Origin of the sequence: Amycolatopsis pigmentata, assembly GCF_042684065.1 — a bacterium.
Classification (GTDB): domain Bacteria; phylum Actinomycetota; class Actinomycetes; order Mycobacteriales; family Pseudonocardiaceae; genus Amycolatopsis_E; species Amycolatopsis_E pigmentata.
Window position 1 is genome coordinate 106,807 of sequence record NZ_JBHUKR010000015.1, and the last position, 26,058, is coordinate 132,864.

Sequence of the window (26,058 nt, forward strand, 5' to 3'; positions counted from 1 at the left end):
ATGAGCGAAATCGTCAGTGAAATCGTCGCCGCCACGGTGATCGTCACGTCGCCAGGCCGCAACTACGTGACGCTGAAGGTGACCACCCGGGACGGCGTGGTCGGCTGGGGCGACGCCACGCTGAACGGGCGCGAACTCGCGGTCGCGGCATACCTGCGCGACCACGTGTGTCCGCTGCTGATCGGGCGCGACGCGCACCGCATCGAGGACACCTGGCAGTACCTCTACAAGGGCTCCTACTGGCGGCGCGGCCCGGTCACCATGACCGCGATCGCGGCCGTGGACATGGCGTTGTGGGACATCAAGGGAAAGATCGCCGGCCTGCCGGTCTACCAGCTGCTCGGCGGCGCGGCCCGCGACGGCGTGCTGGTGTACGGGCACGCGAGCGGCCGCGACGTGCCGGAAATGCTCGACGACGTCGCCCGCTACCTCGACCTCGGGTATCGGGCCGTGCGCGCGCAGGCAGCGGTGCCCGGGCTGGAGGGCACCTACGGCGTTCCCGAGGCGGGCCAGTCCGTGTACGAACCGGCGGGGTCGGCCCGCCCGCAGGAGGATTACTGGGACACCGAGCGGTATCTGCGCTTCGCGCCGGACATGCTCGGCGCGGTGCGCGAGCGCTTCGGGTTCGGCTTCCACCTGCTGCACGACGTGCACCATCGGCTCAGCCCGAACGAGGCGGGCCGCCTGGGCCGCGACCTGGAGCCGCACCGGCTATTCTGGATGGAGGACCCGACGCCCGCCGAGGATCAGAGCGCGTTCCGGATCCTGCGCCAGCACACGACCACGCCGATCGCGGTCGGCGAGGTGTTCAACTCGATCTGGGACTGCCAGCAGCTGATCACCGAGCGGCTGATCGACTACATCCGCACCGCCGTCTCCCACGCGGGTGGCATCACCCATCTCCGGCGGATCTTCGGCCTCGCCGAGTTGTACGGCGTCCGCACGGGTTCCCACGGCGCCGGCGATCTTTCGCCGGTGTCGCTGGCGGCCGCGCTGCACGTGGACCTGGCGGTGCCGAACTTCGGTATCCAGGAGTACATGGGCCATGCCGAACCCGCCGACGAGGTTTTCCTTACCTCTTATACGTTTTCCGACGGCTACTTCCATCCCGGACAGGCGCCGGGGCTGGGCGTCGAACTCGACGAGAAGGCCGCGGCCGCCTTCCCGTACGAGCCCCGGTACCTGCCGGTGAACCGCCGCCGCGACGGGTCGGTGCACGACTGGTGAGCCACTACGACGTCCTGTTGCTCGGTGAGCCCCTGGTGGAGATCTCGACCCTGGCCCCGTTCCGGGCCGGTGTCGCCGCCCGGATCGGCATTTCCGGAGATGTGGTGAACGCCGCCGCGGCCGCGGTGGCGGCCGGCGCCTCGGTCGGGCTGATCGCGCGGATCACCGAGGACGAACTCGGTGAAGCGGTCGCCGCCTACATCCGCGAACTCGGTGTCGACGACGCGCTGCTGCGCCGTGTCCCCGGGCAGCAGGGAATCTACCTCCAGCACGGTGATCCCGAAGGTGAGCGTCAGTTCTGCTACGCGCGGACCGGTTCGGTCGGCGCGGCGTTGTGCCCGGCCGACCTCGACCCGGCTCTGCTCGGTTCGGCGGGCGCGGTGCTGGCCAGCGGAATCACCTGCGCGATCTCGGCGACGGCCAAGGCCGCGGTGCGCGAGGCGGCGCGGCTGAGCAAGCGGTTCGTGTACGACCCGAACTTCCGGCCGCGCCTGGGCACCGCCGAGGACGCGGCGGAGACTCTCGCCACCCTCGCGCCGATGGCGACACTCGTGACCCCGTCGGCGCCGGGAGAGATCGCGATGCTGCTCGGCACCGCCGATCCCGTGGTGGCGGTGGCGAAACTCCGCGAACGCGGTGCCGACGCGGTCGCGGTCACTCGTGGCAGCGCGGGCGTCTATCTCGGCGATTCCACCGGGAGCCGCGAATATCCGGCGATTCCGGCGCCCGAAGTGGTGGACCAGACCGGCGCGGGTGACGTCTTCGCCGGAACCGTCACGGCGAGGCTCGCCCTCGGTGACCCTCTCGACGAAGCCGTCTTGCTCGGCGCCGCGGCCGCGTCGCTGTCCGTCGGTGGCCGGGGCGGCACCGGGCGCATCGCGTCTTTACCCGAGGTGATCGCGCACGCCGGGTTCGCGCGCTGAATACGACCTCGGCCGGTGACAGAGGTCGCGACCGCCGTCACCGGCCGCGCGAGTCGTCGTTGACCCCGCGGCCGGCACGCGCGGGCGGTCAGCCGCGACGCGGGCGGTAGACGGCCAGGGCCCGAGGTTCCTTCGTGATCGTCATCTGAGGGTTCACCTCGGTGAACTCACCGTCCACGGTCACGTGCAGCAAGCCGTCGGGGGCGCTGATCTTCACCTCCGTCGCGGTGCCACCCTCGTACGGGCCACACCAGGGAAGGGTGCCGGTGAGCAGCGCCCAGACGATCCGGCTTCGCGCCAGCGGCCTTTCCGCGTCGACGATCCTCACGTCGAGCAGGCCGTCGTCGAGCTGCGGGCGGCTCGACGGCGCGAAACCGGTGGGCTCGTAACGGCCGTTCCCGGCGAAGACCATCCAGACCCGGCGTGGGCGCCCGTCGATCATCAGTTCCTGCGGCTTGGCACGGCGCGTCACGTGGACGAGGCCGACGAGGACGGCAGGCCACTTCCCGAGCCGGCGTTCCCACTTTTCCCGGTACCGCACCATGTCCGTGTACAACCCGGTACTGCACGTGTTGACGAAGACCTGCCCGTCCACCCGTCCGAGATCGACGCGGACCGTTTCCCCGGCCTGAAGCGCGTCGATCGCCTCGTCCGCGTTGCCGACACCGAGGTCCTTGGCGAAGTGGTTGAGCGTCCCGGCGGGGATGGCCAACAGCGGGACATCGTGCTCGACGGCGATGCGCGCGGCAACGTTGATGGACCCGTCACCGCCGGCGACTCCCAGGACACGGCAGCGGCGGGCCGCGGCGGCCAGCACGTCGGCGAGGTCGGCATCGCCCGGGTGCTCGATGAGCTCGGCCTTCGGCAGTCGCCGCTCGAGCACCTCGCACAGGTCTTCCCCGGCGCTCCCGGCGGCGGAGTTGACGATGACGACAAGCCCCTCGCCATCGGCCAAGGCGGGTCCCGGCACGTTCTCCACCATCGCGGGGCCGGGTGTGGTCCGCGGCCACCACCACAGGGTCAGCACACCCGCGCCGACGCCGAGCGCGCTACCCGCCACGACGTCGGACGGGTAGTGCACGCCGGTCACCACCCTCGACGCCGCCACCCCGGCCGCGATCACCCCGATCGGCGCCGCGAGCACCGGGAATTCGATGGCCACGCCCGCCGCGAACGCGGCCGCCGACGCCGAGTGGCCGGAGGGAAACGACGTGGTCTGGGGAAAACGACGCAGCCTGCGGTGGATCGGCGTCAGGTCGATCGGAGGGCGCGGCCTGCGGACCGCCTGTTTGGCCAGGATGTTCGCGGCGAAGCTCGCCACCACCGCGGCGATGATGCCGCGAAGCCCCGCCCGCCTCGCGCGCTTGTCACCGGTGACGGCCAGCAGAGCGCTGATGCCCCACCACAGCCGGTTGTAGTTCGCCGACCGGCCCAGGAGGGGCAGGTAGCGGATGATCTTCGGATCGCGGGTTCCCATCTTGGTGAGCACCCAGCGGTCCATCGCGGGAATCCGTCTCCACATGCGTGAAGCCTACGGGCAGTGACTCCTCCCTGCCGTGCGGAGCGTTCCCCTCTGGATGAGGCCACTGGGAGGATCCACCGAGAGGACACAATTCCCGATCCACGTTGTCGACCGGTCCTGGCGAGTGGTCGATGAAGACGACAGCCCACCTATCGGTCACGTAGTGGTGAAAGTCGGGACCCGGAATGGGAGAGGTCGGCTACTGGACCGCGGCCGTGGTTCGAGTCGAGGCATCGCCGTCCGTGCCCTGGACACTGCGTCGCGATGGGCCCTGGGCACCCAGAACCTGGTCCAGCTGGCCCACTTGGAATTGCCGCATGCGAAGGACAACTCCAATTCGACGGCAGCCGCAACGAAAATGGGTCTATACAAGCACGTCCGTTGCGGACCGTGTCCGCCTCCTTTCGGTCGGATTGGTAAATTGTCATCCGTCCGCCCGCCCCACCAGGGTTCGTGCCTACCGGCGGAGACTCGGGAGACTCAGAAGGCTCGGGAGGCTCGGGAGGCTCCGGCGGTTGAGACGGTTGAGGATCAGGCTGTTCAGGCATGCGACCAGTGTATCGACCATGCGATCGAACACCGACAAAACGTCGGCACACGAAAGAGTGACGTCTCCGCGCGAGATTGCCCATTCGCGAGCACCGGCATAATGAAGCCGCCCAGCGAAACCGACACCGAGATCGGCAACATCGGCTCTCCACGCGGACGAAGACGACCGCGCCCACAGGGAAGCGCTATTCGTCGGCCAACAGGCCGCAACAAGTCGATCGCCTCAGTACGGTCGAGTGTCCTCCCGAGCCCGACGCCAAAGGATGGTCCAGACCAAACGGAATAGGCCGTCGGGAGAGCGGCCAGCCGAGCGGAAAGCCGTTGTGTGCGCGTTCGTGCTGGTCGCCGAGGACGATCCCCGGCGGGCCTGATCCGCCGCTATCTCGCGCGCGAGGATCACTCGGTGCTGGTCGTCGGCGACGGGTGTGTACTCGCCGGACCCCACCCCGCCGTGCGCGCTTCCCGGCTACCACCCACCGAAGGGCTCGTGGCCACGTGAGGGAAACCGCTGGTCACGGGTTGGTGTGACAGAACCGGGGCGGTCGGCGCTGTAGGAGGTGAGACGAGCGCGGACGCCTCGTCTCACCCCGTTCCTTCGGTGATGGAGATCGATCGATGATCAAGACGACGTTGGCGAAGCTGTTGACGACCAAGCTCGCCGTGGCCGCCGCGGCGACCGCGGCCGTGACTGTCGGAGGTGTCGCGGCCGTCGCCGCGACGGGCCACCCTTCCGTCCCGGCGAGCGAAAGCTCGACGCACGCCCCGGCCACCACCGGCGCCCAGCCGCACGCCAGTGAGTCTTCCGAGACCGCCAAGGACCGCCCGAGCGTTTCCGGTGACGACCACGATCCCAGCGCGTCGCCCACCCCTTCGCTGACCGGGCTCTGCCACGCCTACGAGGCCGGGGCGGGCTCCGAGCACGGAAAGGCGTTGGAGAGCCCGGCGTTCAAGGTCCTGATCACCACCGCGGGCGGTAACGACAAAGTGGACGCCTACTGCACCAAGGTGCTGGCCGAGGAGAAGGCCGACAACACGCCGGTCACCACGACTCCCTCCGGAAAGGACCACAGCAGCAGGGAGGCGCACCCGACGCCCGATCCGAACACGCACGCGTCCAACGCGCCGACGAGCCACCCGGGCCGCTAAGGCGCAGCGCGTCCACCCAGACCGACGGCGGTTTTCTGCGGGGAAGTCCGCCGTTGGAAAAGAGTGGGTGGCGGCGTCCGGACGACCCCCCAGTCCGGATGCCGCCACCCGCATCTCGTGCACAACAGTCCATTATGGACGATAAAGGAAACCGCACTCAGCCCGGCGAGTCGATCAGGCCCTCGCGGATGGCGAACAGTGCCGCCTGCGTGCGCGATGAAAGTTGCAGCTTCGTCAGCACGTGACTCACGTGCGTGCGCGCGGTGCGCTCGCTGATGGACAACTCGGTGGCGATCTGCCGGTTCGACAGGCCACGCCCCACCAGCGTGAGGATCGTGCGCTCGCGGGGGGTCAGCGCGGTCAGGCCCATCGGCGGCGACACCAGCTGCCGCGTCAGCCGCCCGGCCACGGCCGGGTCGAGATGGACCTCGCCGCGCGCGGCGGCCCGGATCGCCGCCGCCACCTCGTCCGGATCGGCGTCCTTGAGCAGGTATCCCGCCGCACCCGCCTGCAGCGCGGCGTGGACCCGTTCCGTCTCGCCGAAACTGGTCAGCACCACCACCCGCACGTCGGGGTACTTCGCCACGATGGCGCCGATGGCGGTGAGGCCGTCCATGCGCGGCATCAGCACGTCCATCAGCACCACCTTGGGCAGGTTCTCCTGGCTCGCCAGCCGCGCGAGCTGGGCCAGGGCATCCTGGCCGTCGGAGGCCTCGCCGATCACCTCGATGCCGGCCGCGCTTTCCAGATAGGCGGCGAGCCCCCGGCGGACCACGGCGTGATCGTCGACGACCAGCACCCCGATCACGTCCTGCACTGTTCCTCCGCGAGTTTGCGCGCCCCCGCGATCGTGTCGACAGGGCGCTCCTTACCGGAGCACGTCACGTGGGGCCGATGGGCGCCCTGCCGCCCCGCTGAGGGGGTCTGGGGGCTTGCCCCCAGCGGGGGTGTGGGGGCCGTGCCCCCACAAAACACTGGACAAAAAGGGCGCGCGCCGTGGTCACCCTGATTGCCGCGAGCCCGCACGGGGAGCCGCGGCCGGGCTCGGGCCCGGGGGTTCACAGCCTGCCCTCCCACACCGGCATGGTGACCCGCACCCGGCAGCCGTCCGGCGTGTTCTCGATCTTCATAGTGCCTCTCCATCGTTGGGCCCGCTCGCGCATCGACACCAGACCGAGTGTGCCCGCCTCGGTCCGTGAATGCGGCAGGCCGACGCCGTCATCGCTGACCTCGACCGTGACCGGTCCGGCAGGCTCCCCTGGCGGCGCGGCGATCGTCACGATCGCGGTGGTCGCCCTCGCGTGCTTGACCACGTTGTTCAACGCCTCCTGCACCACCCGGTACAGGTCTTCCTGCTGCTCCGTCGGCAGGGCGGGCAGTTCGCTGTCGTGGATCTCGATCCGCACGCCGGACGTGGCCTGCACGCCCTCGGCCAGCGTCCGCACCGCGCCGACAAGACTGCGCCCGGCCAGTTCCAGCGGATGCAACTGCAACACGAGGCCGCGCAGGTCGGCGAGCGCCGTCTGCGCCAGGCCCAGCAGTTCGTCGGCGACCATGCGCACCTTTTCGGGCGTCGCGTGGCCTCCCGGCTCGACCTGGGCGCGCAACGCCTTCGCGTGCATACGCATGGAAAACACCTGCTGCACCACCGAATCGTGCAACTCGCGGGCCAGCCTCGCGCGCTCCTCGACCTGGGCGTCCTGACGGGAGCGCGCCAGCAGATCGGCCGAATCGACCGCCATCGCGGCCTGGTCCGCCATGCACTCGAGGAACTCCAGGTTCTCCGGGTTCGGTTCCTCGGCCGGCGAGTAGAAGGCGTTGAGCACCCCGACCGCGCGGCCACGGACGACCAGCGGCACGGCGGCGAAGGCGTCCCAGTCCGGCGCGCTCATGATCTCGTGCAGCGGCTTCCAGCGCGGGTCGGCGAGCACGGCCGCCTTCCGATGCGCGAGCACGACCCGCTTCTGCGTCCGGAACGCCTTGACGAACATCAGCGGCGCGCCGAGCTTGCGGCAGTCTTCGAGCCGCTCGGGGAAGTCGTCGGCGTCGGTGAACCCGGCCTTGCCGACGACCCGCATGGTGCCGCCCTCGACGCGCAGGATCTGCACGGCCGAGATGTGCGTGGCCTGGACGACCTCACGGGCCATGACATCGAGCGTGACGCTCAGTGACGCCGCGTCGGCGACGCTCGATGCCGCGCGCGCGATGGCCGCCAGCCGGCGTTGGCCCCGCCGCGCGCCGTCGAAGCCGCCCACCTCGCCGGGCGGCCGCCCGCAGGACGGGCACACCCCGGCCGCGTTCGTCGTCACGTCCGTCACGCCGACCCCTTCGTACAGCGCTGATCTCCAGTCACCCTGCCACGATTCCGCGGCAGGGTGTCACATCCAGTGTGGCACACAGTGAGCATCGCGACGGCCTCCGCCGGGGACGCGGCCCGCACCGGCGTCGCGTGCTCGACCGCACCGTACATAGTGGACTCGTCGATCGGCCGTTCGGCCGCCTTCGCGCCGCCGCCGGTACGGCCCCCGCTTCCACGGAACGTCTCCCCCGGGCCAGACGGTGAGAAAGGCCACGGCCGAGGCTAACCGCGTAAATCCGGCATTGTCAACGTTCCTGATACCGTGAAATCCTGTTGACATCATTGTCCGGCCCCATCGGAGTGAGCCTGTGAATCAGCCCGGAACCAATACCACTTTGGACTTGGCGAACCTGCGCGCCATTGACGTCCACACGCATGTGCAGCGCTTGTCGACCGCCGAGCCCCGCCCCGAGGACAACGCTTCGCTGCAAGCGATGGCCAAGTACTTCAAGACCGCCCCGAAAAGCTTCACGGTCGACGAACTCGCCGAGTTCTACCGGACGCAGAACATGGCGGCGGTCACCTTCATGGTGGACGTCAAGGACAAACCCGAGCAGCCGGACGCGCCGACGAACGAAGACATCGCGGAACGCGCGCGCGCCAATGCCGACGTCATCATCCCGTTCGGCAGCGTGGACCCCGCGCGCGGTGCCGAGGGCGTGCGCCGGGCGCGCCGTCTCATCGAGGAACACGGCGTGCGCGGGTTCAAGTTTCATCCCACCTCACAGGCGTTCCAGCCCAACGACCGGGAGGCCTACCCGCTCTACGAGGTGATCCAGGAGGCGGGGATTCCCGCGCTGTTCCACACCGGTCAGACCGGTGCGGGCGCGGGCCGGCGTGGCGGCGGCGGACTGCGGCTCCGCTATTCCAACCCGATTTATCTCGACGACGTCGCGGTCGATTTCCCGGATCTGACCATCATCATGGCGCATCCCTCCTTTCCGTGGCAGGAGGAGGCACTCTCGGTCGCGACGCACAAACCGAAGGTGTACATCGACCTGTCCGGCTGGTCGCCCAAATATTTCCCGCCCATTCTGGTGCGCTATGCGAACACTCTCCTCAAGGAGAAGGTGCTCTTCGGCACCGATTTCCCGATGCTCACCCCGGAACGCTGGCTGAACGATCTGGAAAAGGCGGGTATCCGCGAGGAGATCAAGCCCGGCCTGTTCAAGGACAACGCGATCCGCGCGCTCGGCCTGGCCTGAACCGCCCTCCGGTTCCCGGTCCTCCGGGAACCGGAGGTGGCCGCGCGCCTGCCGGTGCGCGCCGGCCCGGCACCGTGAAGTCCAAAGTGGACAATCGGGGTGGGCCTCTCCGGCGGTTCGGCTCGACGACCCGGGCATCGACGGTCATGCGGTTCCTTAAGCGCGGCGGTGAGGACAACCCAGGAAAGACAAGCACGCGAGACGGCCGGCGGGAACCCCGAGTCCGCACAGTGGAAGACAACCTTGGCCTGACATGGTTGCCGCCGGAGGGCGGTTGGCCCATACTCCTCCTGACGCCCGGCAAGAGGGTCAACGGAGACCCTGGACGGCACCATGCCCGGCGTGTGCCGCCCCGGGGCCGCGTCCCCGGGCCGGGGCATGGTGCCGTTCCCCGTGCGGCCGACCGCGACGCATGACTCGGGTTCTCGGCAACATTCGCCCGTCGCCGACGGCAGGATCGGTTGCCTACGTTGACGTGTGGCGGCTCACCCGATCGGCGAAGACGGGAACGCGGACATGAGAACCAGGGCGTCGATCATCGCGCACCGGTCACCAGCTGTCCTGCAGCACCCCCACCCCGTCGGCGACCGCGACCGGCATGCCGGTCAGCTTCAGCACTTCCTCGACGGTGAAGCCGCGGGCGATCTCGTCGAGGCGGAATCCCTCGCCGGTGCGGGTCAGCAGCGCGAGGTCGGTGACCACCGTGTCGACACAACCGCGCGCGGTGACATCGAACTCGCACGTCTCGACGAGCTTGGGCCGCCCCTGGGAATCGGTGTGCTCCAGCAGCGCGATGACCTGCTTCGCTCCGACGGCGAGGTCCATCGCGCCGCCGATGCCGCCGCCGGTCATCGTGGGCAGTGTCCAGTTCGCCAGGTCCCCGTCGGCTCCGACCTGATAGGCACCGAGCACGACCGCGTCCAGCCTGCCCGAGCGCGCGATCTCGAACGAGGTCACACTGTCGAAAAAGGACGCCCCGGGCCGCAGCCCGACGAAGTAGCCACCGGCGTCGTGCACGTCGGGGTCGAACTCCTCACCGACGACGCGTTCGCCGTAGCGCAGCATCCCGTTCTCGCTGTGCAGGGTGACCGGCCGGTCGCCGATGAAGTTCGTGACCAGGGTGGGCATTCCCGCGCCCAGGTTGACGATCGCCCCGTCGGGCAGCAACGCCGCGGTGCGGCGCGCCATCTCTTCGCGGGTGAGCGCCGGCTTTCCGGCGTACTCGCGTGCGCTGGTCGCGGCCCGGCTTGGCCGCATGGGCAGGTTCTTCACGTCGAGTTGCACGGTGCTCTTCACGACCCGGCTGACGAACACACCCGGCAGGCCGACCTCTTCCGGCGGAATCCCGCCGACCTCCACGATCTCGTCCACCTCGGCGATGGTCACCGCGGCCGCCTTGGCGAAGCTGACGTTGAAGTTCCGGCTCCCGCCGCGGAACTTCAGGTTGCCCGCGGTGTCGGCACAGGCGGCGCGGACGAACGCGAAGTCGGTCTTGATCGCCTGTTCCAGGATGTGCGGACGGCCGTCGAAGATCCGGACCTCCTTGCCCTCGCCGATCGCGGTGCCCGCGCCGGCCGGGGTGTAGAACGCCGGGATGCCCGCTCCGCCCGCGCGCATGCGCTCCACCAGCGTGCCCTGCGGCACCAGTTCCAGTTCCATCAGCCCGGCCCGGATCTGCCGCTCGGCCTCGGAGACGATGCCCGGCCGGGCGGAGAAGCAGGTGACCAGACGAGCGATCTGCTGCCCGTCGGCGAGCAGGTGCGCGGTGGGCGTGCCGGGTTGCCCGAGACCGTTGCAGTAGACGGTCAGCCCGGTGGAACCCTGCTCGTGCAGCGCCACGATAAGGCTGGAGGGAAACCGGTGCGACACACCGAAACCGGCGATCGCGATGCTCGCGCCGTCGCCGATGTCGCGCACCGCTTCCGCGGGAGAAGCCATGATCTTGTCGTCCATTTACGGAACCTCACCAGTCCGGAGTACAAAGTTAACGTCTCGGGTACCGCCACGAAGAATGTTGACAAGAAACGTTACAACGGCGATTCTCGGGCGACCATAGCGCGACCGCCTGGCGGAAACCTTGTTGCGCGCGGAAACCGAACCAGTCCACGAACACACTCACGAATAACCTTCCCCGCGTTGCGATGGCATGTTCATGACAGGTGACAAAACACTTCGTTCCGGCGGCCCCGCCGAAGCCGGATGACGCCGACGAAACGGCCACGTTCCGTGACCGTTGCCGGATCGTGACCGGCGGCGCGAGCCGCGGCCGAAGAGAAGGGAGGTGCCGGTGACCGGGACCGGACCCGCCGTGGGGCCCGTGGACGTCTTCGGTGTGACCGGCGGTGTCGCGCCCGTGACCGCTGGTGTCCCGCCACGACCGCGCCGGCCCGGTGGTCGCGGGGGTGTCGTGGTGACCGTATCGACCGCCGGCCCGCGCGCGGATCCCTTCATTTCCTACTCCTCCGCCGCCGCGAAAGCAGGTATCGTCAACCTGGTCCGGCAGGCGGCACTCGATCTCGCACGCTGGCAGACGCGGGTGAACGCCATCGCGCCGGGTCCTCTTAGGACGAAAAACGGCGGAGGTGCGTCTGTGGACCGGTCGGCTCACAAAGCCGAATGGGGCACGGCCCGCCCTCGTTTTCGCTGGAGCCCACGCCCTGACGGGTTCGCCGAGGAAAGGAAGTGACCTATGCGGATAGTCGTGGCGAAGGTTTCGGACTTCCCGCCCGGACAACGGCGCATCGTGCGGGTCGGAAAACGCTCCATCGGCGTCTTTCACGTGGGCGGCGGGTTCTACGCCCTCAACAATTACTGCCCCCATCAGGGTGGGCCGCTGTGCCTGGGGCGGACCGCGCCCACCGCGACGTCCGGCGGCCCCGGTGACTACGTCATGACCGACGACGTCTTCCTCGCCTGCCCGTGGCACGGCTGGGAGTACGACATCACGACGGGCCAGTCCTACATCAACGCCGCGGAACCCGGCGTACGCAGTTACGGCGTCTCGGTGAAACCCGGCAAGACGATCGACGAGGACACCGAGGTGCGGTTCCCCGACCGTGTCCCGGGGCCGTATGTGGCCGAAACCTACGACGTGCAGATCGAGGACGACTACGTGGTGGTCGACACGTCCACCAAGACGATTTCGAGGTGAATGATGACATCCGCACCTGTGAGGCAGCGCACCGCCGTCGTCGACGCCGACATCCACCCGTCCGTCCCCGCCGCCGATCTCGCCGCCCGCCTGCCCGAACCGTGGCGTACCCGGTTCGAGACCTTCGGTTTCCGCGTCGCGCCGCCCCCCGCGATGTACCCGCGTATCCGCAACGGCGGGATGCGGCTGGACTCCTTTCCCGCCAACGGTATCCCGGGCAGTGACCTCAGACTGATCCAGGAACAGTTGCTGGATCAGTACGGCCTCGGTTACGGAGTGCTCATTCCGTTGCAGAGCCACAGTTACGGTGCCGAGCAGCCCGAATACGCCGGGGCACTGACCCGGGCGCTCAACGACGCCGTCGTCGACATGTTCCTCGACCCGGAGCCCCGGCTGGTGAGCAGCCTCTGCGTCGCCCACGAGACGCCGGAACTGGCCATCCAAGAGATCGAACGCTTCGCCGGCGACCCCCGGTTCGTCCAGGTCCTCTTCCCCGGTGGCACCGAAATGCCGCTCGGCCACCAGAAGTACGTGCCCATCTACCGCGCGGCCGCCTCGGCGGGGCTGCCGGTCGCCGTGCATCTCGGCGGCATGGAGCACCACCGCGCCGACGGCTGGCCGTCGTTCTACCTGGAGCACCACACCTGGTACGGCAACGTGATGGCGATGGGCGCGGCCAACCTGATCTGTGAAGGCGTCTTCGAGCAGGTACCCGATCTTCAGGTGGTGCTCGTCGAGGGCGGCATCGCGTGGTCCGCGCACCTGATGTGGAGCATGGACGCGGCGTGGCCCCTGCTGCGCGAGGACGTGCCCCTGCTCGCCCGGCGGCCGTCGGAGTACTTCCGTGAGCACTTCTGGTTCAGCACGCAGCCCATCGAGGAGCCGCCGGAGCGTGAGCACCTGGCGACGCTGCTGCGGCAGACCGGCATGACGGATCGGATCATGTTCGCCTCCGACTATCCGCACTGGGATTTCGACAACCCCGACACCGCTCTGCGCGACCTGCCGAAGGACCTCCGGCGAACCATCATGTCCGAGAACGCCTACCGTCTCTACCACCGCTTGGAGCGCCCGTGAGCGGCCACATCGACACCGACGTCCACTGCGCGCCCGCGTCGATCCAGACGCTGTTCCCGTATCTGGACGGTTACTGGCGGAACTATGTGACCGACGGCAATGTCCGGTTGTCACCGGCCTTCGGCGGCGCCTACCCGCCCGGCGCCCGGACCTCGGCCACGCCCGACGCCCGGGCTCGCGGAGTCTTCCCCCCGGACAACGTGCACGCCCTGCGCAAGGAGGTGCTGGACACCGAGGACCCGGCCAGGGTGCATCTGACCTGCACCACCACCTTCGACATGACCCGCAACCCGTACTACGAGGCCGCCCTCACCCGGGCCGTGAACGACTGGATCCGGACCGAGTGGCTCGACCAGGACGAACGCCTGCGCGGCAGCATCGTGGTGCCCAGCATGGACCCCGAGGCCGCGGTGGCGGAGATCGACCGCCTCGGCCCGGACGAGCGGTTCGTGCAGGTGCTCCTGCCGATCCGCGGGCTGGAGGTCCGCTACGGCCACAAGCGCTACCGTCAGGTCCTGGCGGCCGCGGACCGGCACGGGCTGGTCGTCACGCTGCACGCGTGGGGCCGCAACGCGACGGCGCCGACATCGTCCGGGTTCGCCCACACCTACCTCGAGGATTATCTGAGCAACTCGCAGATCATCCAGGGCCACGTGGTCAGCCTCATCGCCGAAGGCGTGTTCAGCGATTTTCCCGAGCTCCGGGTGTGCCTCGCCGAATGCGGTTTCTCCTGGCTGCCGCCGCTGAAGTGGCGGTTCGACAAGGAATGGCGGTCGCTGTGGCGCGAGGTCCCGTGGGTGAAGGAGCCACCGGAGACCTACCTGTACCGGCACTTCCGCGCCACCACGCAACCGGCGCAGCTGCCCGGCAGCGACGAGGAACTGGCCGAACTCGGGAAGATGATGCGCTTCGGGGACTTCCTGGTCTACGCCAGCGACTACCCGCACGATCACGGCCCCGGCGCCGAGCGGTTGCTCGCCCTGTTGCCGGACACCGAACGGCAAGCCGTGATGTCCGGCAACGCGGCGTCGTTCTTCCGGTAAACCGAAACCATGACCGTCCTAACGGGACGGTCATGGTTTCGCCGGCGTGGCGCCCCCGGCACGACGTGCCGGTCGGCGCCGTTCGACTTCACCATCCGCCCCGAAGACGTCGGTCTGGTGTCCGGACCACGACGCCGGGTGACCGGATTGCGCCGCGACGAAGTCGCCCAGCCGGCGGGCGCCTCGGGCAGGTGATCACCGATCTGCACGTGACCCTGGTGCAGAATCCGCTGGCCGTCGCGCTGCTGGGCGACCAGTCGGCGTTCCGGGGCACCTGGGCCAGCTTCGTCTTCCGCTGGTTCACCGAACCCGGGGCCCGGAAGGGTCTATCCCGACGAGGACCACGAGGCCCAGTCGCGTGCGTTCGCCGCCGACCTGCGTGCCGCCGCCGCGCGCGAAACGCCAAGGACACCAAGGCCGGCTCGATGATCACAACCCTGCTCCGGCGCTCAGCGGAATTCTCGTCGATCTGGGCCGAGCACGATGTGGCCTTTCGCCGCGACGACCGCAAACGCATCATCCATCCGTCGCTCGGGCTACTCGAGGTGAACTGCCTCAACCTCTTCAGCGAGGACGGTCGCCAGCGTCTCCTCTGGTTCACCCCCGCGCCCGGAACGGACAGCGCCGACAAGCTCGACCTCCTGTCCGTCATCGGCACCCAGCTGCTCTCGGTCCCCCAAGACGGTTGAAAGCATCGTCGCGGTCTCGGCCGCGGTGCGGACGAACGAGGCGAGCGCACGATCACGGCGCTGATCGGTCCAGGCGGCGGCCAAGGTCGTCCGGCGACCCTCAACCGGAACGGCGACCAGGCCGCGGCCGAGGTGGCGAGCCACCGACTCGGGCAGAACGGCGATCATCCGGCCAAGGGCGATCAGTTCGGCCACCTGCCCGGTGTCCTTGATGACCGGTCCGGTGCCCGGAGCATCCTCCGCCCACCGCGGAAGGATCTCGCCGGCCAGGTCGGCCGCGCCTACCGACCGGCGGCCGGCCAGCCGGTGGGTACGCGGCACCACCATCATCTCGCGTTCGGTCAGCAGGTCTTCAGTGGCCAGTCCGTCCAAGTCGTCCTGAGGCAGGCGTAAGAGCGCGATATCCGCGGTTCCGTCGCGGAGCAACGTTTTCACCTCGCCAAGGCCACAGATCAACACCTCGACATCGACCCCGTCGGGGTGGGTCGCGAAGCGAGTCAGGAGAGGTTCGAGCAGGCCGGCGTCACCGCCCGGTTTCATGACCACCGTCAACCGTGGAGCCGCTCGCCCCGCGCGCTGAGCCGAACGCTCGGCCATCACCAGCGCGGTGAGTGCCTTACGGCCCTCCTTCAGCAGAACCTCGCCCGCATTGGTGAGTGAGACGTGGCGGCTGGTGCGCTCCAGCAGCCGCACCCCGAGCCGGCGTTCCAGCCGCTGCATCGCCCGGGACAGGGCGGGCTGGGCGATCCCGAGCCGAGTGGCGGCACGGCTGAAGTTCCGTTCCTCGGCGACCGCGACGAAGTAGGCCAGTTCCCGCGATTCCATGCCTTCAGGGTATAGCTGGTGGATCCGATGGGTCTTGGCTCCCTTCGCCGGCGAATGGTGGACTGGAGCCGTGACGGACAGCGTCGAATGGGAATCCAATGTGGACCGAATGCGGTTCTTCGTCGAGCAGGTGCAACAGGGTGGACGGTTCGAGCTGATCGACAAGCTCGTCCACCCCGGCTACCACAATCACACGGTCGAACCAGGACAGGGAAACGACAGGGAAGGAGTCCGGGCGACCATGGCGGCCATGCATGCCGCCTTCTCCGAGCTCACCGTGAGGATCCTGCACTGTGTCGGGGACGGAGATCTGGTGGCGACCCACAAAGTGTTCCGCGCCCGGCATACCGGCCCCTGGTTCGGCGTTCCTCCCTCGGGCAACCAGGTCGAGTTCCGGGTGATGGATCTGGTCCGCTACCGGGATGGGCGGATGGCCGAGCACTGGGCCGTCGCCGACGCGCTGAGTCTGCTGCGGCAGACCGGCGCGCTCGCGTGAGCCGGGCCGACCGCGCGTGACCTGGCGTTGGGGCCGCATCAGTTCCTCCTCGAAAGCCCCTTCTCTGGGGAGTTTGTCAGTACGGTGGTGGATCGGACGGGAGCGGGTTCGGTGGTCCCGGCCCGCCGTCGGCCGGGCGTTCATGGGGTGCGGTGTCTTTCGGGCCTGTTTCCGGCGCCTCCAGTTCCTCGGCCTGGAGACGGCTGATCCGCCTGCGCAGCTGCTGGAGCTTGCACAGCATCGCCCCACGCGTCCGCACAGGACGATGACGAGGCTGATCGGGCGGGGACGGGTCGCTCATGCCTCCTATTTTATCGAACCTATGAGCGGCAAGGTTCGAACAAACTCAGGAGTACCGGAAAGGGTGAAAAGGTCCGATCGCCATCACGCGGAAGGGCTACGGCGGACCAGGGTGAAGTAGCGCTACGGAGCAAAAGTGTGCAGTACCAGGGAAAACCTCCCGATCGAGGACGGCCGCCAGTCGGCGAACCACGCCAACAGGATCGGTAAACCTCCGACCGCCGCAATCAACCGGCGGCGACCGATACCGAGGCAACCCCACGACCAAAAGTGTCGACAGACTCAGCGAGGCGGGTCGATGCCGAGGAAACGGAACGCGTTGTGCCACGTGATGTCGGCGAGCGTGTCCTCGGGAAGACCAAGTGAGCGCAACGTCTTCCCCGCGGGCTCTTCGCGGGGCATCGCCGGGAAGTCCGAACCGACCAGGAGCCGGTCAGGCCCGAGCAGGTCCACCAGGTAGCGCAGGGCACGGGCGTCGAACACCATGGTGTCGTAATAGAAACGCCGGGCGTAGTCCATCGGCGAAGGACCGTCGTCGTGCGCGACCGCGCGCTCGGGCACGGGTGTCTCCTCGTTCCACACGCCGCTCCAGAAGTACTGGTGGCGGGGCACCATCAGCGGGAATCCGCCCGCCGCGTGGCTGAACGAAATCCGCAGGTCCGGGCACTTCGCCGCGGTGCCACCGGTGATCAGCGAGGCGGCGGCCAGCGCGCCTTCCAGTCCGACCACGTAGGTGCCCATGGCCGAGGCGGGCAGGCGGTCGGTCGGGGACGGCATGGCGTGCACGAAGATCGGGAAGTCGAGCCGTTCGGCTTCGGCGAAGAAGCCCAGGAACTTCTCCTCCCCGATGGAGCTGCCCGCGATGTTCGAGGCGATCTCGACCCCGCGCAGCCCCGCGTCCTTCATCGCGCTCAGCTCCGCCGCCGCCGCGTCGGGATCCTGCAACGGCACCATGCCGAACCCGGTGAAGCGCAAGGGATCGTGCGCGCACAGCGTGGCGGTGAACTCGTTGACGTGACGTGCCAGGGAAAGCCCGTCGGCCGCCGGCAGGTCGTAACGCAGCAACGGCGGCATGGGCGTGAGCACCTCCATGTCCACGCCGGACGCGTCCTGTGCCTCGAGACGCCGTTCCGCTTCGAAGAAGACATCGCGGGCGCGGAATCGCACGGCGCCGAAAAGCAGCATCCGCGCGGTGTCGCCGTCGATCGCCTCCATCCGCGGAAAGCATTCCGGCGCGTCTTCGGGGTAGTCACGGGGCAGCAGGTGGGCGTGCGCGTCGACCAGCACTCGAGAAACCTCCTTCGAAAGCCTAGGAATTCGGGTGAACGGAGACGTGCACCGCCGATTCGCCGGGCACCTCCCCGGCGAGCGTCTCGATGGCGAGCGCCACTTCGTCCAGCCCGAAGGTGTGGGTGTGCAGCTTCTCCAACGGAAAGCGGCCGGACTCGATGAGCGCGATGGCCTGTTCGTTGGCCCGTGCGTCGACCCCGAACGCGCCGACCACCGACAGCGCCCGGTTGATGATGAGGTCGGTCTTGAGCGGGATATCGCGGCCGCCCTTGAGCCCCGCGAGCACGACCCGCCCACCGTGACGAGCGGACAGCAGCGCGTCGGTCACCGGCCCGGCGGCCATCGGGGTGAGTTCCAGGACGACATCGGCCATCGCTCCGCCGGTGATCTCCCGGACCCGCTCCACGGTGTCCTCGGCGTCGGCCACGATGGTGTGGTCGGCGCCGAACTCACGGGCCAGCTGAAGTTTGTGCGCGTCGGATTCCAGCCCGGTGACGACGACCGTGCCCGCACCGGCGGCACGCGCGGCGATCACCGAAGCGAGACCGCGCTGCCCGGCGCCGAGGATCAGCACCGTGTCCCCGAGCTGGATGTCGCCGAGGGTGCGGGCCCAGCGCACGCCCGCGCCCAGCGGGTTGAACATCGCCGCGACTTCGACGGGCACGTTCACGTCGATGGGATGCACGACCGTGCCGGGCGAAAGATAGAGGTATTCGGCGAAACCGCCCCACAGCGCGGGCTCCACGTCGATCCCGGTGACGCCATGACCGTATTTCCGGTTGGGGCACGCCTGGTATCGCCCGACCAGGCACTGCTGGCATTGGCGGCACGGCACGATCACCTCGACGGCCACCCGGTCACCGGCCCGCACGCCCCATCGCTCGGCGGCGCGTTCGCCGATCTCCTCGATGATGCCCAAGGGCTCGTGCCCGGGGATGAACGGTTTGCCCTCCCGGTTGCCCAGGTGTCCCTTGTAGGTTTCGACATCGCTGCCGCAGATCCCGTTGGCCTCGACGCGGAGCAAACCGTCGTCCGGCCCGACTTTGGGACGCGGGAACTCCCGGATCTCGATCTTGCGCGGCCCGGACTGCACGGCCGCTCGGACGGTTTCCGCCATGTTCAGCCTCCCTCTTCGACCGACCGGGTCAGCCGGGACTTCATCTCGGAACGTTCCAGGGAACCGGGCGGAACGAGGGTGACCTCGGCGCGCACCGAGAGCCGGTCCCGGATCACCGCTTCCAGCTCGGCCTTCAATCTCGCCTTGTCGCCCGCGTCCTCGCCCCATTCCGCGTCGACGCACAGCGGCGGATCGACGCGAGGCCCCTGCCTGGGCAGGACGATCTGCACGGCACCGGTGGTACGCGGGTGGAAGGTCTGCACGATGTCACGGACCGCGGAGGGGAACACGTTGACCCCCAACACGATCAGCATGTCGTCGGTGCGCCCGACACACCGGATGAGTGGCGCGCCGTCGGCCGCCCGGCCGGTGACCACGATCCGGTCCCGGGTGCGGAACCGCACCAGCGGGCAGCACTCCCGGTCGGTAGAGGTATAGACCAGTTCTCCGGTGGCGCCGGGCTCGGCGGCCACCGGCTCGCCGGTGTCCGGGTCGATCAACTCCACGATCACGTGGCGGCCGCCGGTGAACCGCATTCCCCCGGAGTCCGGTACCTCGCCGAAGAGCACCGGCGCCATGTCCGCGTTCCCGAGCCCTTCGGTGACCCGCGCGCCCCATTCGCGCTCCACGTGCTCGCGGAACGCGGGCTCGCCCCCGCCGGGCTCGCCGCCGACCAGCAGCTTCCGGAGGCCGAACTCCCGCGGGTCACGGCCGAGCCCGCGCACGTATTCGGCGAGGTAGCGCACGTAGGACGGGGTCGAGTGCAGGGCGGTGACCGGGAGCGTGTCCATGGCCTGCACGGCCTTCGCGGACGCGCCGGTGCCGATCGGGATCACCGTCGCACCGAGGTGCTGGAACGCGTCCAGGATCGGCAGTCCGCCCACGAAAAGGGTGGTGCCCGCGCCGTGGACGATCACGTCGTCGCGGGTGACGCCCATCGTGTGGAAGGCGCGTGCCACCATCTCCGTCCAGGCGGCGGAATCCCGCGCGGTCACACCGACCCAGCTCGGTTTTCCGGTAGTGCCGCTGGAGGCGTGCAACCGGATGACGTCGGCCATCTCCACCCCGGCATGCCTGCCCAGCGGCGGCGCCGCGGCCTGTGAATCCCGCAGCATCTGCTTGGTGGTGAAGGGAAGTTTCCGCAGATCCTCCAGCGAAGCGACGGCCGCGGGCGTCACGCCGTGTTCGGCGAAGAGGTCGGCGTAGAACCCCGAGCGGGCCGGGAGCGCCTCGAGTTGGGCGCGCAGCGTCGCGGTGACGGCCTCTCGGTCGTCGGGTACGACGAAACCGGGTGTGACCACGGGCGAACCTTTCCGGAAGGGAGTCGGCGCTCTAAGCCACAGCCGGCGTCACGACGTGCGGCAGGACCTCGGCGCCGAGCAACTCGATGTGCTCGAGATCGTGGATGTCGTAGATGTGCAGATAGACGGTGTCCGCACCGGCCTCGCGCAGTTCGCCGATCCGGTCGACGACCGCCGACGGCGACCCGATGGTCGCGTTGGCGCGGATGAACTCCGAGACCATGACCTCCCCCCGGCGCTGGGCCTCGGCTTCGGTAGTGCCGCACGCGACCGGCAGCACGGTCGAAAGCCGCGCGTCACCGGGGTCACGGCCGATCGCCTCGCAGGCTCGCGCGAACACCGCGAAGCGCGCGGCCGGATCGGCGGTCAGCGCGCTGTTGAACTCGGTGGCGAACCGGGCCGCGATGGCCGGGGTGCGTTTCGGGCCGCTGCCCCCGATGATGATCGGCGGATGCGGCGACTGCACCGTCCTCGGCGGCGTGCGGTTGGCCTCCACCCGATAATGCTTGCCCTGGAAGGAAAATCCCGGATCCTCCCCGATCGGCGTCGTCCACAGCCCGGTGATGACCGCGAGCTGCTCTTCGAACCGGTCGAACCGTTCGCGGGTTTCGGGGAACGGCAGGCCGAACGCGGCGTGCTCCCGCTCGTACCAGCCGGTGCCGAGGCCGAGTTCGATCCGCCCGCCGCTCATCTCGTCGATCGAAGCCACGATGTTCGCCAGCACACCGGGCTGGCGGAAGGTCGCCGCCCCCACCAGCGATCCGAGCCGCACCGCTTCGGTGTCCCTGGCCAGGCCGGCGAGTGTGGTCCAGCAGTCGGTGGGCCGGAAGGTGCGGTCCTGGGAATCGACCCCGAGCAGGTGGTCGGAGCGGAAGAAGGCTTCGAACCCGGCGCGCTCGGTGGTCCGCGCGAGCGCGAGGATGTCGTCGTAGCGAGCTCCGTGGCGGGGCTCCATGAGCACCCGCATCCGGAAATCTCTCTCAGTGCTTTTGTTGGAACGCGCCGGACCTGCGGACTGCGCGTTCGGCTGGTCTTTTTGGCTGCCCGAGTAGCGGTTCCCAGACAGTCTGTCAGTTCGTGCCACGCAGGGACACCGCCTTCACTTGGGTGTAGTCGAGAACGGCGTCGGCACCCATCGTCCGGCCGAAACCGCTGCGCTTGTAACCGCCGAACGGCGCGCCGATCAGGCCCGCCCCGAGCGCGGCGTTCACCGCGACCTGGCCGGCCTGCAGGCGGCGTGACATCCGCACCGCCCGGCCGACGTCGCGGGTCCACACGGAGGCGACCAGGCCGTAGTCGGTGCCGTTGGCGACTTCGACCGCCTCGGCTTCGTCGTCCACGGGAATGACCGAGAGCACCGGGCCGAAGATCTCCTCCCGCGCGATCCGCATTTCCGGGGCGACACGGTCGAAAAGCGTCGGCTCGACGAAGAAACCGCGCTCGAACTCCTCCCCGGAAGGCACCCCGCCACCGGTGACGAGTTCGGCGCCTTCCTCCTGGCCGAGCCGCATGTAGGACAGCACCCGCTCGTGCTGGCGCGCGCTGATCAACGGTCCCATGTGGACCTTCTCGTGCCACGGCCCCACCCGGACCTGCCCGATGCGCTCGGCCAGCCGCCGCACCACCTCGGCGTGCACGCTCCGTTGGACCACGACCCGGGACCCCGCGGCACAGATCTGTCCGGTGTTGAGCGTGATGCCGTTGACGATCGCGGGAATCGCCGCGTCGAGGTCGGCGTCGTCGAAGACGACCTGCGGGGACTTGCCGCCCAGTTCCAGGTGCAGTGGCACCAGGTTCGCCGCGCAGGCGGCCATCACCGCGCTGCCGGTCTCGGGCGAACCGGTGAAACTCATCCGGCGGATTCCGGGGTGGGCGGGAATGGCCGCACCGGCCTCGGTGCCGTAGCCGGTGACCACATTGATCACTCCCGGCGGGATGCCCGCCTCGACCGCCAGCCGGGCCAGCGCGAGCGGCGTCAACGGCGCGTCCTCGGCCGGCTTGATCACGATCGTGTTGCCCGCCGCGATGGCCGCGCCGACGTCGTTGGCGAACATCGGCCCCGGCGCGTTCCACGGGATGACGCTGCCGACCACGCCGTAGGGTTCGCGCAGCGTCAGGCCGAGCACGTCGGGACTGTGGCCGGGCATCGAAATTCCCTGCACCTTGTCCGCCTGCCCGGCGATGAAGGTGAGGATCCGCGCCATCGGCGGCGGGCCCCAGTGCGGACGGCCCACCTCCTGGGACTCGATCCGGTCGATCTCGGTCTCGCGTTCGGAGATCAGCCGCGCCCATTTCATGATCAGTCCGGCCCGGACGGAGGGGTTGGTGTCACGCCAGGCCGGGAAGGCCGCCGTCGCGGCGCGCACCGCCGCGTCCACGTCCTCGGCACCACCGCGCGGCACCCGGGTCAGCACACCGCCCGTGGCCGGGTCGATCACGTCGATCGTCTGACCGGAGGAAGCGGGCACCCACTCGCCGCCGATCAGCTGCGTGTTGCCGGTGACCAGGGCATTGACCTCGGGACTGGGCAGAACGGTCGTCATCACCGCACCTCCTTGTCGCGAACCGACTATGCCGGGGGCGGACCACGGAGGGCGATATGCCTTTCACGTCACGGAAACGGCGTGCCCAACGCCCTGGTAGGAGCACAAATGTTGTGTCAGGCGCGGGGTCGTGTTGTCCTGGAAAGCACGCGAGAAGGCTGGTGATCATGACAACGGTGCGTGAGACGGTGCACGACCTGCTCCGGGCCTGGGGCCTGACCACGATTTTCGGCAACCCCGGTTCGAACGAGCTGCCCTTCCTCGACCGGTTCCCGGCCGACTTCCGGTATATCCTCGGCCTGCACGAAGGCGCGGTACTGGCGATGGCCGACGGTTACGCGCAGGCCACCGGAAGACCCGCACTGGTGAACCTGCACGCCGCCGCGGGACTGGGCAACGCGATGGGCAATCTGGCCAACGCCAAGGAGATGCACACGCCGCTGATCGTCACCGCGGGTCAGCAGTCGCGCGGATTGGTCGGGCTCGGCGCGATGCTTTCGGAGCCGGACCTGACCGTCGTGCCCACCCCGCACGTCAAGGCGTCGCTGGAACCGAAGCGGGCGCAGGACGTTCCGCGCACCCTCGCGCAGGCCTATCACCTCGCGATGCTGCCGCCCCGTGGTCCGGTCTTCGTTTCCCTGCCGCTCGACGACTGGACGGCGGAAGTCGAGCCGCACGAGGTCGAGCACCTGGGTCGCCGCCGGGTCACCCCGCTGGGCGGTCCCGGCGAGGGCCAGGTGGAGGAACTCGCCACCCGGCTGGCCGCGGCCTCGTCGCCGGTGCTCGTCCTCGGCCCCGAAGTCGACGTCGAACCGGCGTTCTCCCAAGCGATCGAGCTGGCGGAGGCCGCACGGCTCCCGGTCTGGCTGGCCCCGCACCCGCCCCGGTGCCCTTTCCCCACCACGCATCCGCACTACCGGGGCGTGCTCCCGACGAACGTGGCGGGGGTCAGCGAAAACCTGGCGGGCCACGATTTCATCCTCGTGCTGGGCGCGCCCGTGTTCCGCTACCACGTGAACCGTCCGGGACCCTTCCTGCCACCCGGCGCCGAACTCGTTTCCGTGACCAGCGATCCCACCGCGGCCGCACGCGCCCCGATGGGCGACGCGCTCGTCGGCGACGTCACGCGCGTCCTCAGCGCGCTGGTCAAGCTCGGTGCGCGGCCCGCCGACCGGGCGCCCGTCACCCCGCGCACCGCGCCGGAGAAGGTGCCCGCGGACAAGGCGCCGTTTCCCGCCGAAAGCGTCTACGACGCCTTGGCCGAGGTCCTGCCGGAAGACGCGGTCCTGATCAGCGAGTCCACTTCGAACACCGGGATGCTCTGGGAGCGCGTCCCGATCCGGGGCGCGGGCGGCCTGTACTTCCCCGCCGCGGGCGGGCTCGGGTTCGGTCTGCCCGCCGCCGTCGGCGTGGCACTGGCCGATCCGTCGCGACGCGTGTTCGCGGTGATCGGCGACGGGGCGGCCCAGTACGGCGTGCAGGGCCTGTGGAGCGCGGCGATGCACCAACTGCCCATCACGTTCGTGGTGCTGCGCAACAACGGATACGGCGGGCTGCAACGATTCGTCGACGCGCTGGGCGTCTCCGGGGTGCCGGGGCTCGACCTGCCTGGTCTGGACATCGTCTCGGTCGCCGCCGGATACGGCCTGCCCGCCGAGCGGGTGGGCACCATCGCCGGCCTGCGTGCCGCGCTCACCGCGATGCCGGACGGCCCGCTGCTGCTGGAAGTGCCGATCACGGGAGGTCCGGATCTGGCCGGCTGACCGGCTTTTCGCCGGTTCGGGGACTGTGCCGATCGTTACCAATCCGACCACAGCCACGGCGGAAACGGGTCTATACAGCCAGATTGGCTGCGGTCCGTCTCCGCCTGCTTTTGGGTCGGATTGGTAACTGACCCGCGCGAGAACGCGCGCACCGCTCTACAGTGCCAGACAACTGTCCCTCAACGGCGAAGGGTGGTCCGATGTCCGGTTCGGAACGGAGCAAGGCCGCGCTGCTGCTCGGCAGCTGCGTGGGCACGTCGATCGAATGGTATGACTACTACGTCTTCGGCAGCGCTTCCGCGCTGGTTTTCGGTTCGTTGTTCTTCCCGTCGTTCTCCGAGGTAGCCGGCACGCTCGCGGCGTTCGGCACGTTCGCGGTCGGGTTCATCGCCCGGCCGCTCGGCGGCGCGGTGATCGGCCACTTCGGCGACCGGCTCGGCCGTAAGGCCATGCTGGTGCTGACGCTGATGATGGCGGGGGTGTCCACGTTCCTCATCGGCATCCTGCCGACGTACGCGGCGATCGGCGTGGCGGCGCCGGTGCTGCTGGTGCTGCTGCGGCTGGTCCAGGGTTTCGGTGTCGGCGGCGAGTGGGGTGGCGCGGTGCTGGTCGCGACCGAGCACGCCCCGCCCCGGCAGCGCGCCATGTACGGCAGCTTCGCACAGTTCGGCGTGCCGATCGGGGTGCTGTCGTCGAACCTGGTCTTCCTGATCGTCACGCAGCTTTCCGGCGAGCACTTCCGTACCTGGGGCTGGCGCCTGCCGTTCCTGTTCAGTATCGCCCTGCTCGTGGTCGGCATGCTGGTGCGGCGCAAACTCTCGGAGAGCCCGGAGTTCCGGAAGGTGGTGGACCGGCAGGAAGTCAGCAAGCTGCCGGTCGGCACGCTGGTGCGGGAACGCCCGGCCACCCTGTTGCTGGCCAGCCTCCTGTCGATCGCACCGCCCGCGGTCGGTTACACGGTCATGGTCTACATGCTCAGCTACGGCACGACGACCGTGAAGTTCAGCCGGAACACCCTGCTCACCCTCCTCCTTCTGTCCACATTGGTCTGGATAGCGGCGATCTACGTGGCGGCCCGGTGCGCCGACCGCTGGGGTGCCAAGCGGATCTACGCCATCGGCGCGCTGTCCGCGGTGGTCTGGGCATTCCCGCTGTTCCTCCTGGTCAACACGCACAACGTGGCCGCCGCACTGGTGTCGTTCTTCGTGGCCGCGATCGTGCAGGGCATCATGGCCGGAGCCCAGGGCGGCCTGTTCACCCAGATCTTCGACATCCGCACGCGGTTCAGCGGCTCGTCGATCGCCTACCAGCTCGGTGGCCTGGTCGGCGGCGCGATCACGCCCCTGGTGGCCACCGCGCTGTTCAGCGCCTACCACTCGTCCACCCCGATATCCCTCTACTTAGGACTGTTGTGCGCGGTGAGCCTGGCGGCGGTCCTGGTACTGCGGGTACCGGGCGGGGTGCGGGAGCGGGCCGAGGACGTGGCCGGCGACCGGACGGCCACCACCTGACCGATTTCCCTTGACACGCTT

Annotated in this window: 23 protein-coding genes and 1 pseudogene; 13 read left to right on the top strand and 11 right to left on the bottom strand. The window is 69.1% G+C overall.

Going from position 1 to position 26,058, the window contains the following annotated elements; translation table 11 throughout:
• Entirely contained in the window at positions 1-1,227 is a 1,227-nt protein-coding gene (gene manD, locus ACFSXZ_RS26300; RefSeq protein ID WP_378267873.1) for a D-mannonate dehydratase ManD, read from the top strand.
• On the top strand, positions 1,224-2,150 hold the full coding sequence (locus ACFSXZ_RS26305) for a sugar kinase (protein ID WP_378267874.1): 927 nt from the start codon (positions 1,224-1,226) through the stop codon (positions 2,148-2,150). Before manD ends, ACFSXZ_RS26305 begins: the two co-directional genes overlap by 4 nt.
• Positions 2,151-2,238: 88 nt before the next feature.
• Here the strand turns inward: ACFSXZ_RS26305 and ACFSXZ_RS26310 are convergent, their stop codons facing one another.
• Positions 2,239-3,672, bottom strand: coding sequence for a bifunctional phosphatase PAP2/diacylglycerol kinase family protein (locus ACFSXZ_RS26310; protein ID WP_378267875.1), 1,434 nt, complete (start codon positions 3,670-3,672; stop codon positions 2,239-2,241).
• A 1,164-nt stretch (positions 3,673-4,836) separates the two neighbouring features.
• Here ACFSXZ_RS26310 and ACFSXZ_RS26315 point away from each other — a divergent pair.
• Positions 4,837-5,367: a hypothetical protein gene (locus ACFSXZ_RS26315; RefSeq protein ID WP_378267876.1), complete on the top strand. Its 531-nt coding sequence runs from the start codon at positions 4,837-4,839 to the stop codon at positions 5,365-5,367.
• 157 nt (positions 5,368-5,524) lie between these two features.
• On the opposite strand, the gene ACFSXZ_RS26320 is transcribed toward ACFSXZ_RS26315, so the two are convergent.
• A complete protein-coding gene (locus ACFSXZ_RS26320; protein WP_378267877.1) occupies positions 5,525-6,184 on the bottom strand; it encodes a response regulator in 660 nt (219 codons plus the stop codon).
• A 241-nt stretch (positions 6,185-6,425) separates the two neighbouring features.
• Positions 6,426-7,685, bottom strand: a complete 1,260-nt coding sequence (locus ACFSXZ_RS26325; protein WP_378267878.1) for a GAF domain-containing sensor histidine kinase — start codon at positions 7,683-7,685, stop codon at positions 6,426-6,428.
• A 376-nt stretch (positions 7,686-8,061) separates the two neighbouring features.
• Here ACFSXZ_RS26325 and ACFSXZ_RS26330 point away from each other — a divergent pair, with 376 nt between their 5' ends.
• Complete coding sequence (locus tag ACFSXZ_RS26330; RefSeq protein ID WP_378268077.1) at positions 8,062-8,931, top strand: amidohydrolase family protein; 870 nt, start codon at positions 8,062-8,064, stop codon at positions 8,929-8,931.
• Positions 8,932-9,480: 549 nt separating this feature from the next.
• Here the strand turns inward: ACFSXZ_RS26330 and ACFSXZ_RS26335 are convergent.
• Complete coding sequence (locus tag ACFSXZ_RS26335) at positions 9,481-10,884, bottom strand: 3-oxoacid CoA-transferase (protein WP_378267879.1); 1,404 nt, start codon at positions 10,882-10,884, stop codon at positions 9,481-9,483.
• A 400-nt stretch (positions 10,885-11,284) separates the two neighbouring features.
• Between ACFSXZ_RS26335 and ACFSXZ_RS26340 the strand changes: the two genes are divergently transcribed.
• The 6 genes and pseudogenes from ACFSXZ_RS26340 to ACFSXZ_RS26365 form a co-directional block, all read left to right on the top strand.
• Positions 11,285-11,617: an SDR family oxidoreductase gene (locus ACFSXZ_RS26340; protein ID WP_378268078.1), complete on the top strand. Its 333-nt coding sequence runs from the start codon at positions 11,285-11,287 to the stop codon at positions 11,615-11,617.
• 3 nt (positions 11,618-11,620) lie between these two features.
• Positions 11,621-12,082 carry a Rieske (2Fe-2S) protein gene (locus ACFSXZ_RS26345; RefSeq protein ID WP_378267880.1) on the top strand — a complete coding sequence of 154 codons (462 nt, stop codon included), beginning with the start codon at positions 11,621-11,623 and terminating at the stop codon, positions 12,080-12,082.
• Between the two features lie 18 nt (positions 12,083-12,100).
• Entirely contained in the window at positions 12,101-13,159 is a 1,059-nt protein-coding gene (locus ACFSXZ_RS26350; RefSeq protein WP_378267881.1) for an amidohydrolase family protein, read from the top strand.
• On the top strand, positions 13,156-14,202 hold the full coding sequence (locus ACFSXZ_RS26355) for an amidohydrolase family protein (protein WP_378267882.1): 1,047 nt from the start codon (positions 13,156-13,158) through the stop codon (positions 14,200-14,202). Before ACFSXZ_RS26350 ends, ACFSXZ_RS26355 begins: the two co-directional genes overlap by 4 nt.
• Positions 14,203-14,211: 9 nt before the next feature.
• Positions 14,212-14,397, top strand: a complete 186-nt coding sequence (locus tag ACFSXZ_RS26360; RefSeq protein ID WP_378267883.1) for a hypothetical protein — start codon at positions 14,212-14,214, stop codon at positions 14,395-14,397.
• Between the two features lie 23 nt (positions 14,398-14,420).
• Positions 14,421-14,786 (top strand): annotated as a pseudogene (locus tag ACFSXZ_RS26365) (MmyB family transcriptional regulator); the annotation flags it as partial.
• On the opposite strand, the gene ACFSXZ_RS26370 reads toward ACFSXZ_RS26365, so the two are convergent.
• Positions 14,739-15,716: a LysR family transcriptional regulator gene (locus ACFSXZ_RS26370; RefSeq protein ID WP_378267884.1), complete on the bottom strand. Its 978-nt coding sequence runs from the start codon at positions 15,714-15,716 to the stop codon at positions 14,739-14,741. The pseudogene ACFSXZ_RS26365 and the gene ACFSXZ_RS26370 overlap by 48 nt on opposite strands.
• 70 nt (positions 15,717-15,786) lie before the next feature.
• Here ACFSXZ_RS26370 and ACFSXZ_RS26375 point away from each other — a divergent pair, with 70 nt between their 5' ends.
• On the top strand, positions 15,787-16,212 hold the full coding sequence (locus ACFSXZ_RS26375) for an ester cyclase (protein ID WP_378267885.1): 426 nt from the start codon (positions 15,787-15,789) through the stop codon (positions 16,210-16,212).
• Positions 16,213-16,288: 76 nt separating this feature from the next.
• Here ACFSXZ_RS26375 and ACFSXZ_RS26380 read toward each other — a convergent pair whose 3' ends face one another.
• The 6 genes from ACFSXZ_RS26380 to ACFSXZ_RS26405 form a co-directional block, all read right to left on the bottom strand.
• Positions 16,289-16,513: a hypothetical protein gene (locus ACFSXZ_RS26380; protein ID WP_378267886.1), complete on the bottom strand. Its 225-nt coding sequence runs from the start codon at positions 16,511-16,513 to the stop codon at positions 16,289-16,291.
• 281 nt (positions 16,514-16,794) lie between these two features.
• Positions 16,795-17,799 carry an amidohydrolase family protein gene (locus ACFSXZ_RS26385; protein WP_378267887.1) on the bottom strand — a complete coding sequence of 335 codons (1,005 nt, stop codon included), beginning with the start codon at positions 17,797-17,799 and terminating at the stop codon, positions 16,795-16,797.
• A 22-nt stretch (positions 17,800-17,821) separates the two neighbouring features.
• Positions 17,822-18,919: a zinc-dependent alcohol dehydrogenase gene (locus ACFSXZ_RS26390; protein ID WP_378267888.1), complete on the bottom strand. Its 1,098-nt coding sequence runs from the start codon at positions 18,917-18,919 to the stop codon at positions 17,822-17,824.
• A 2-nt stretch (positions 18,920-18,921) separates the two neighbouring features.
• Positions 18,922-20,220 (bottom strand): phenylacetate--CoA ligase family protein, encoded by a 1,299-nt coding sequence (locus tag ACFSXZ_RS26395; protein ID WP_378267889.1) that lies wholly within the window; start codon positions 20,218-20,220, stop codon positions 18,922-18,924.
• A gap of 31 nt (positions 20,221-20,251) precedes the next feature.
• Entirely contained in the window at positions 20,252-21,187 is a 936-nt protein-coding gene (locus ACFSXZ_RS26400) for a TIGR03560 family F420-dependent LLM class oxidoreductase (protein WP_378267890.1), read from the bottom strand.
• A 103-nt stretch (positions 21,188-21,290) separates the two neighbouring features.
• Positions 21,291-22,763, bottom strand: coding sequence for an aldehyde dehydrogenase family protein (locus ACFSXZ_RS26405; protein ID WP_378267891.1), 1,473 nt, complete (start codon positions 22,761-22,763; stop codon positions 21,291-21,293).
• Between the two features lie 167 nt (positions 22,764-22,930).
• Here ACFSXZ_RS26405 and mdlC point away from each other — a divergent pair, with 167 nt between their 5' ends.
• Complete coding sequence (gene mdlC / locus ACFSXZ_RS26410; RefSeq protein WP_378267892.1) at positions 22,931-24,526, top strand: benzoylformate decarboxylase; 1,596 nt, start codon at positions 22,931-22,933, stop codon at positions 24,524-24,526.
• A gap of 200 nt (positions 24,527-24,726) precedes the next feature.
• A complete protein-coding gene (locus ACFSXZ_RS26415; protein WP_378267893.1) occupies positions 24,727-26,037 on the top strand; it encodes an MFS transporter in 1,311 nt (436 codons plus the stop codon).
• Positions 26,038-26,058 lie beyond the last annotated feature (21 nt).

What these genes read in the sequence shown, in the direction of transcription:
- manD (WP_378267873.1), top strand. Translation starts at nt 1, where the DNA reads ATGAGCGAAATCGTCAGTGAAATCGTCGCCGCCACGGTGATCGTCACG.
- ACFSXZ_RS26310 (WP_378267875.1), bottom strand. Translation starts at nt 3,672, where the DNA reads ATGTGGAGACGGATTCCCGCGATGGACCGCTGGGTGCTCACCAAGATG.
- ACFSXZ_RS26315 (WP_378267876.1), top strand. Translation starts at nt 4,837, where the DNA reads ATGATCAAGACGACGTTGGCGAAGCTGTTGACGACCAAGCTCGCCGTG.
- ACFSXZ_RS26335 (WP_378267879.1), bottom strand. Translation starts at nt 10,884, where the DNA reads ATGGACGACAAGATCATGGCTTCTCCCGCGGAAGCGGTGCGCGACATC.
- ACFSXZ_RS26345 (WP_378267880.1), top strand. Translation starts at nt 11,621, where the DNA reads ATGCGGATAGTCGTGGCGAAGGTTTCGGACTTCCCGCCCGGACAACGG.
- ACFSXZ_RS26360 (WP_378267883.1), top strand. Translation starts at nt 14,212, where the DNA reads ATGACCGTCCTAACGGGACGGTCATGGTTTCGCCGGCGTGGCGCCCCC.
- ACFSXZ_RS26370 (WP_378267884.1), bottom strand. Translation starts at nt 15,716, where the DNA reads ATGGAATCGCGGGAACTGGCCTACTTCGTCGCGGTCGCCGAGGAACGG.
- ACFSXZ_RS26380 (WP_378267886.1), bottom strand. Translation starts at nt 16,513, where the DNA reads ATGAGCGACCCGTCCCCGCCCGATCAGCCTCGTCATCGTCCTGTGCGG.
- ACFSXZ_RS26390 (WP_378267888.1), bottom strand. Translation starts at nt 18,919, where the DNA reads ATGGCGGAAACCGTCCGAGCGGCCGTGCAGTCCGGGCCGCGCAAGATC.
- ACFSXZ_RS26400 (WP_378267890.1), bottom strand. Translation starts at nt 21,187, where the DNA reads ATGCGGGTGCTCATGGAGCCCCGCCACGGAGCTCGCTACGACGACATC.
- ACFSXZ_RS26405 (WP_378267891.1), bottom strand. Translation starts at nt 22,763, where the DNA reads ATGACGACCGTTCTGCCCAGTCCCGAGGTCAATGCCCTGGTCACCGGC.
- mdlC (WP_378267892.1), top strand. Translation starts at nt 22,931, where the DNA reads ATGACAACGGTGCGTGAGACGGTGCACGACCTGCTCCGGGCCTGGGGC.
- ACFSXZ_RS26415 (WP_378267893.1), top strand. Translation starts at nt 24,727, where the DNA reads ATGTCCGGTTCGGAACGGAGCAAGGCCGCGCTGCTGCTCGGCAGCTGC.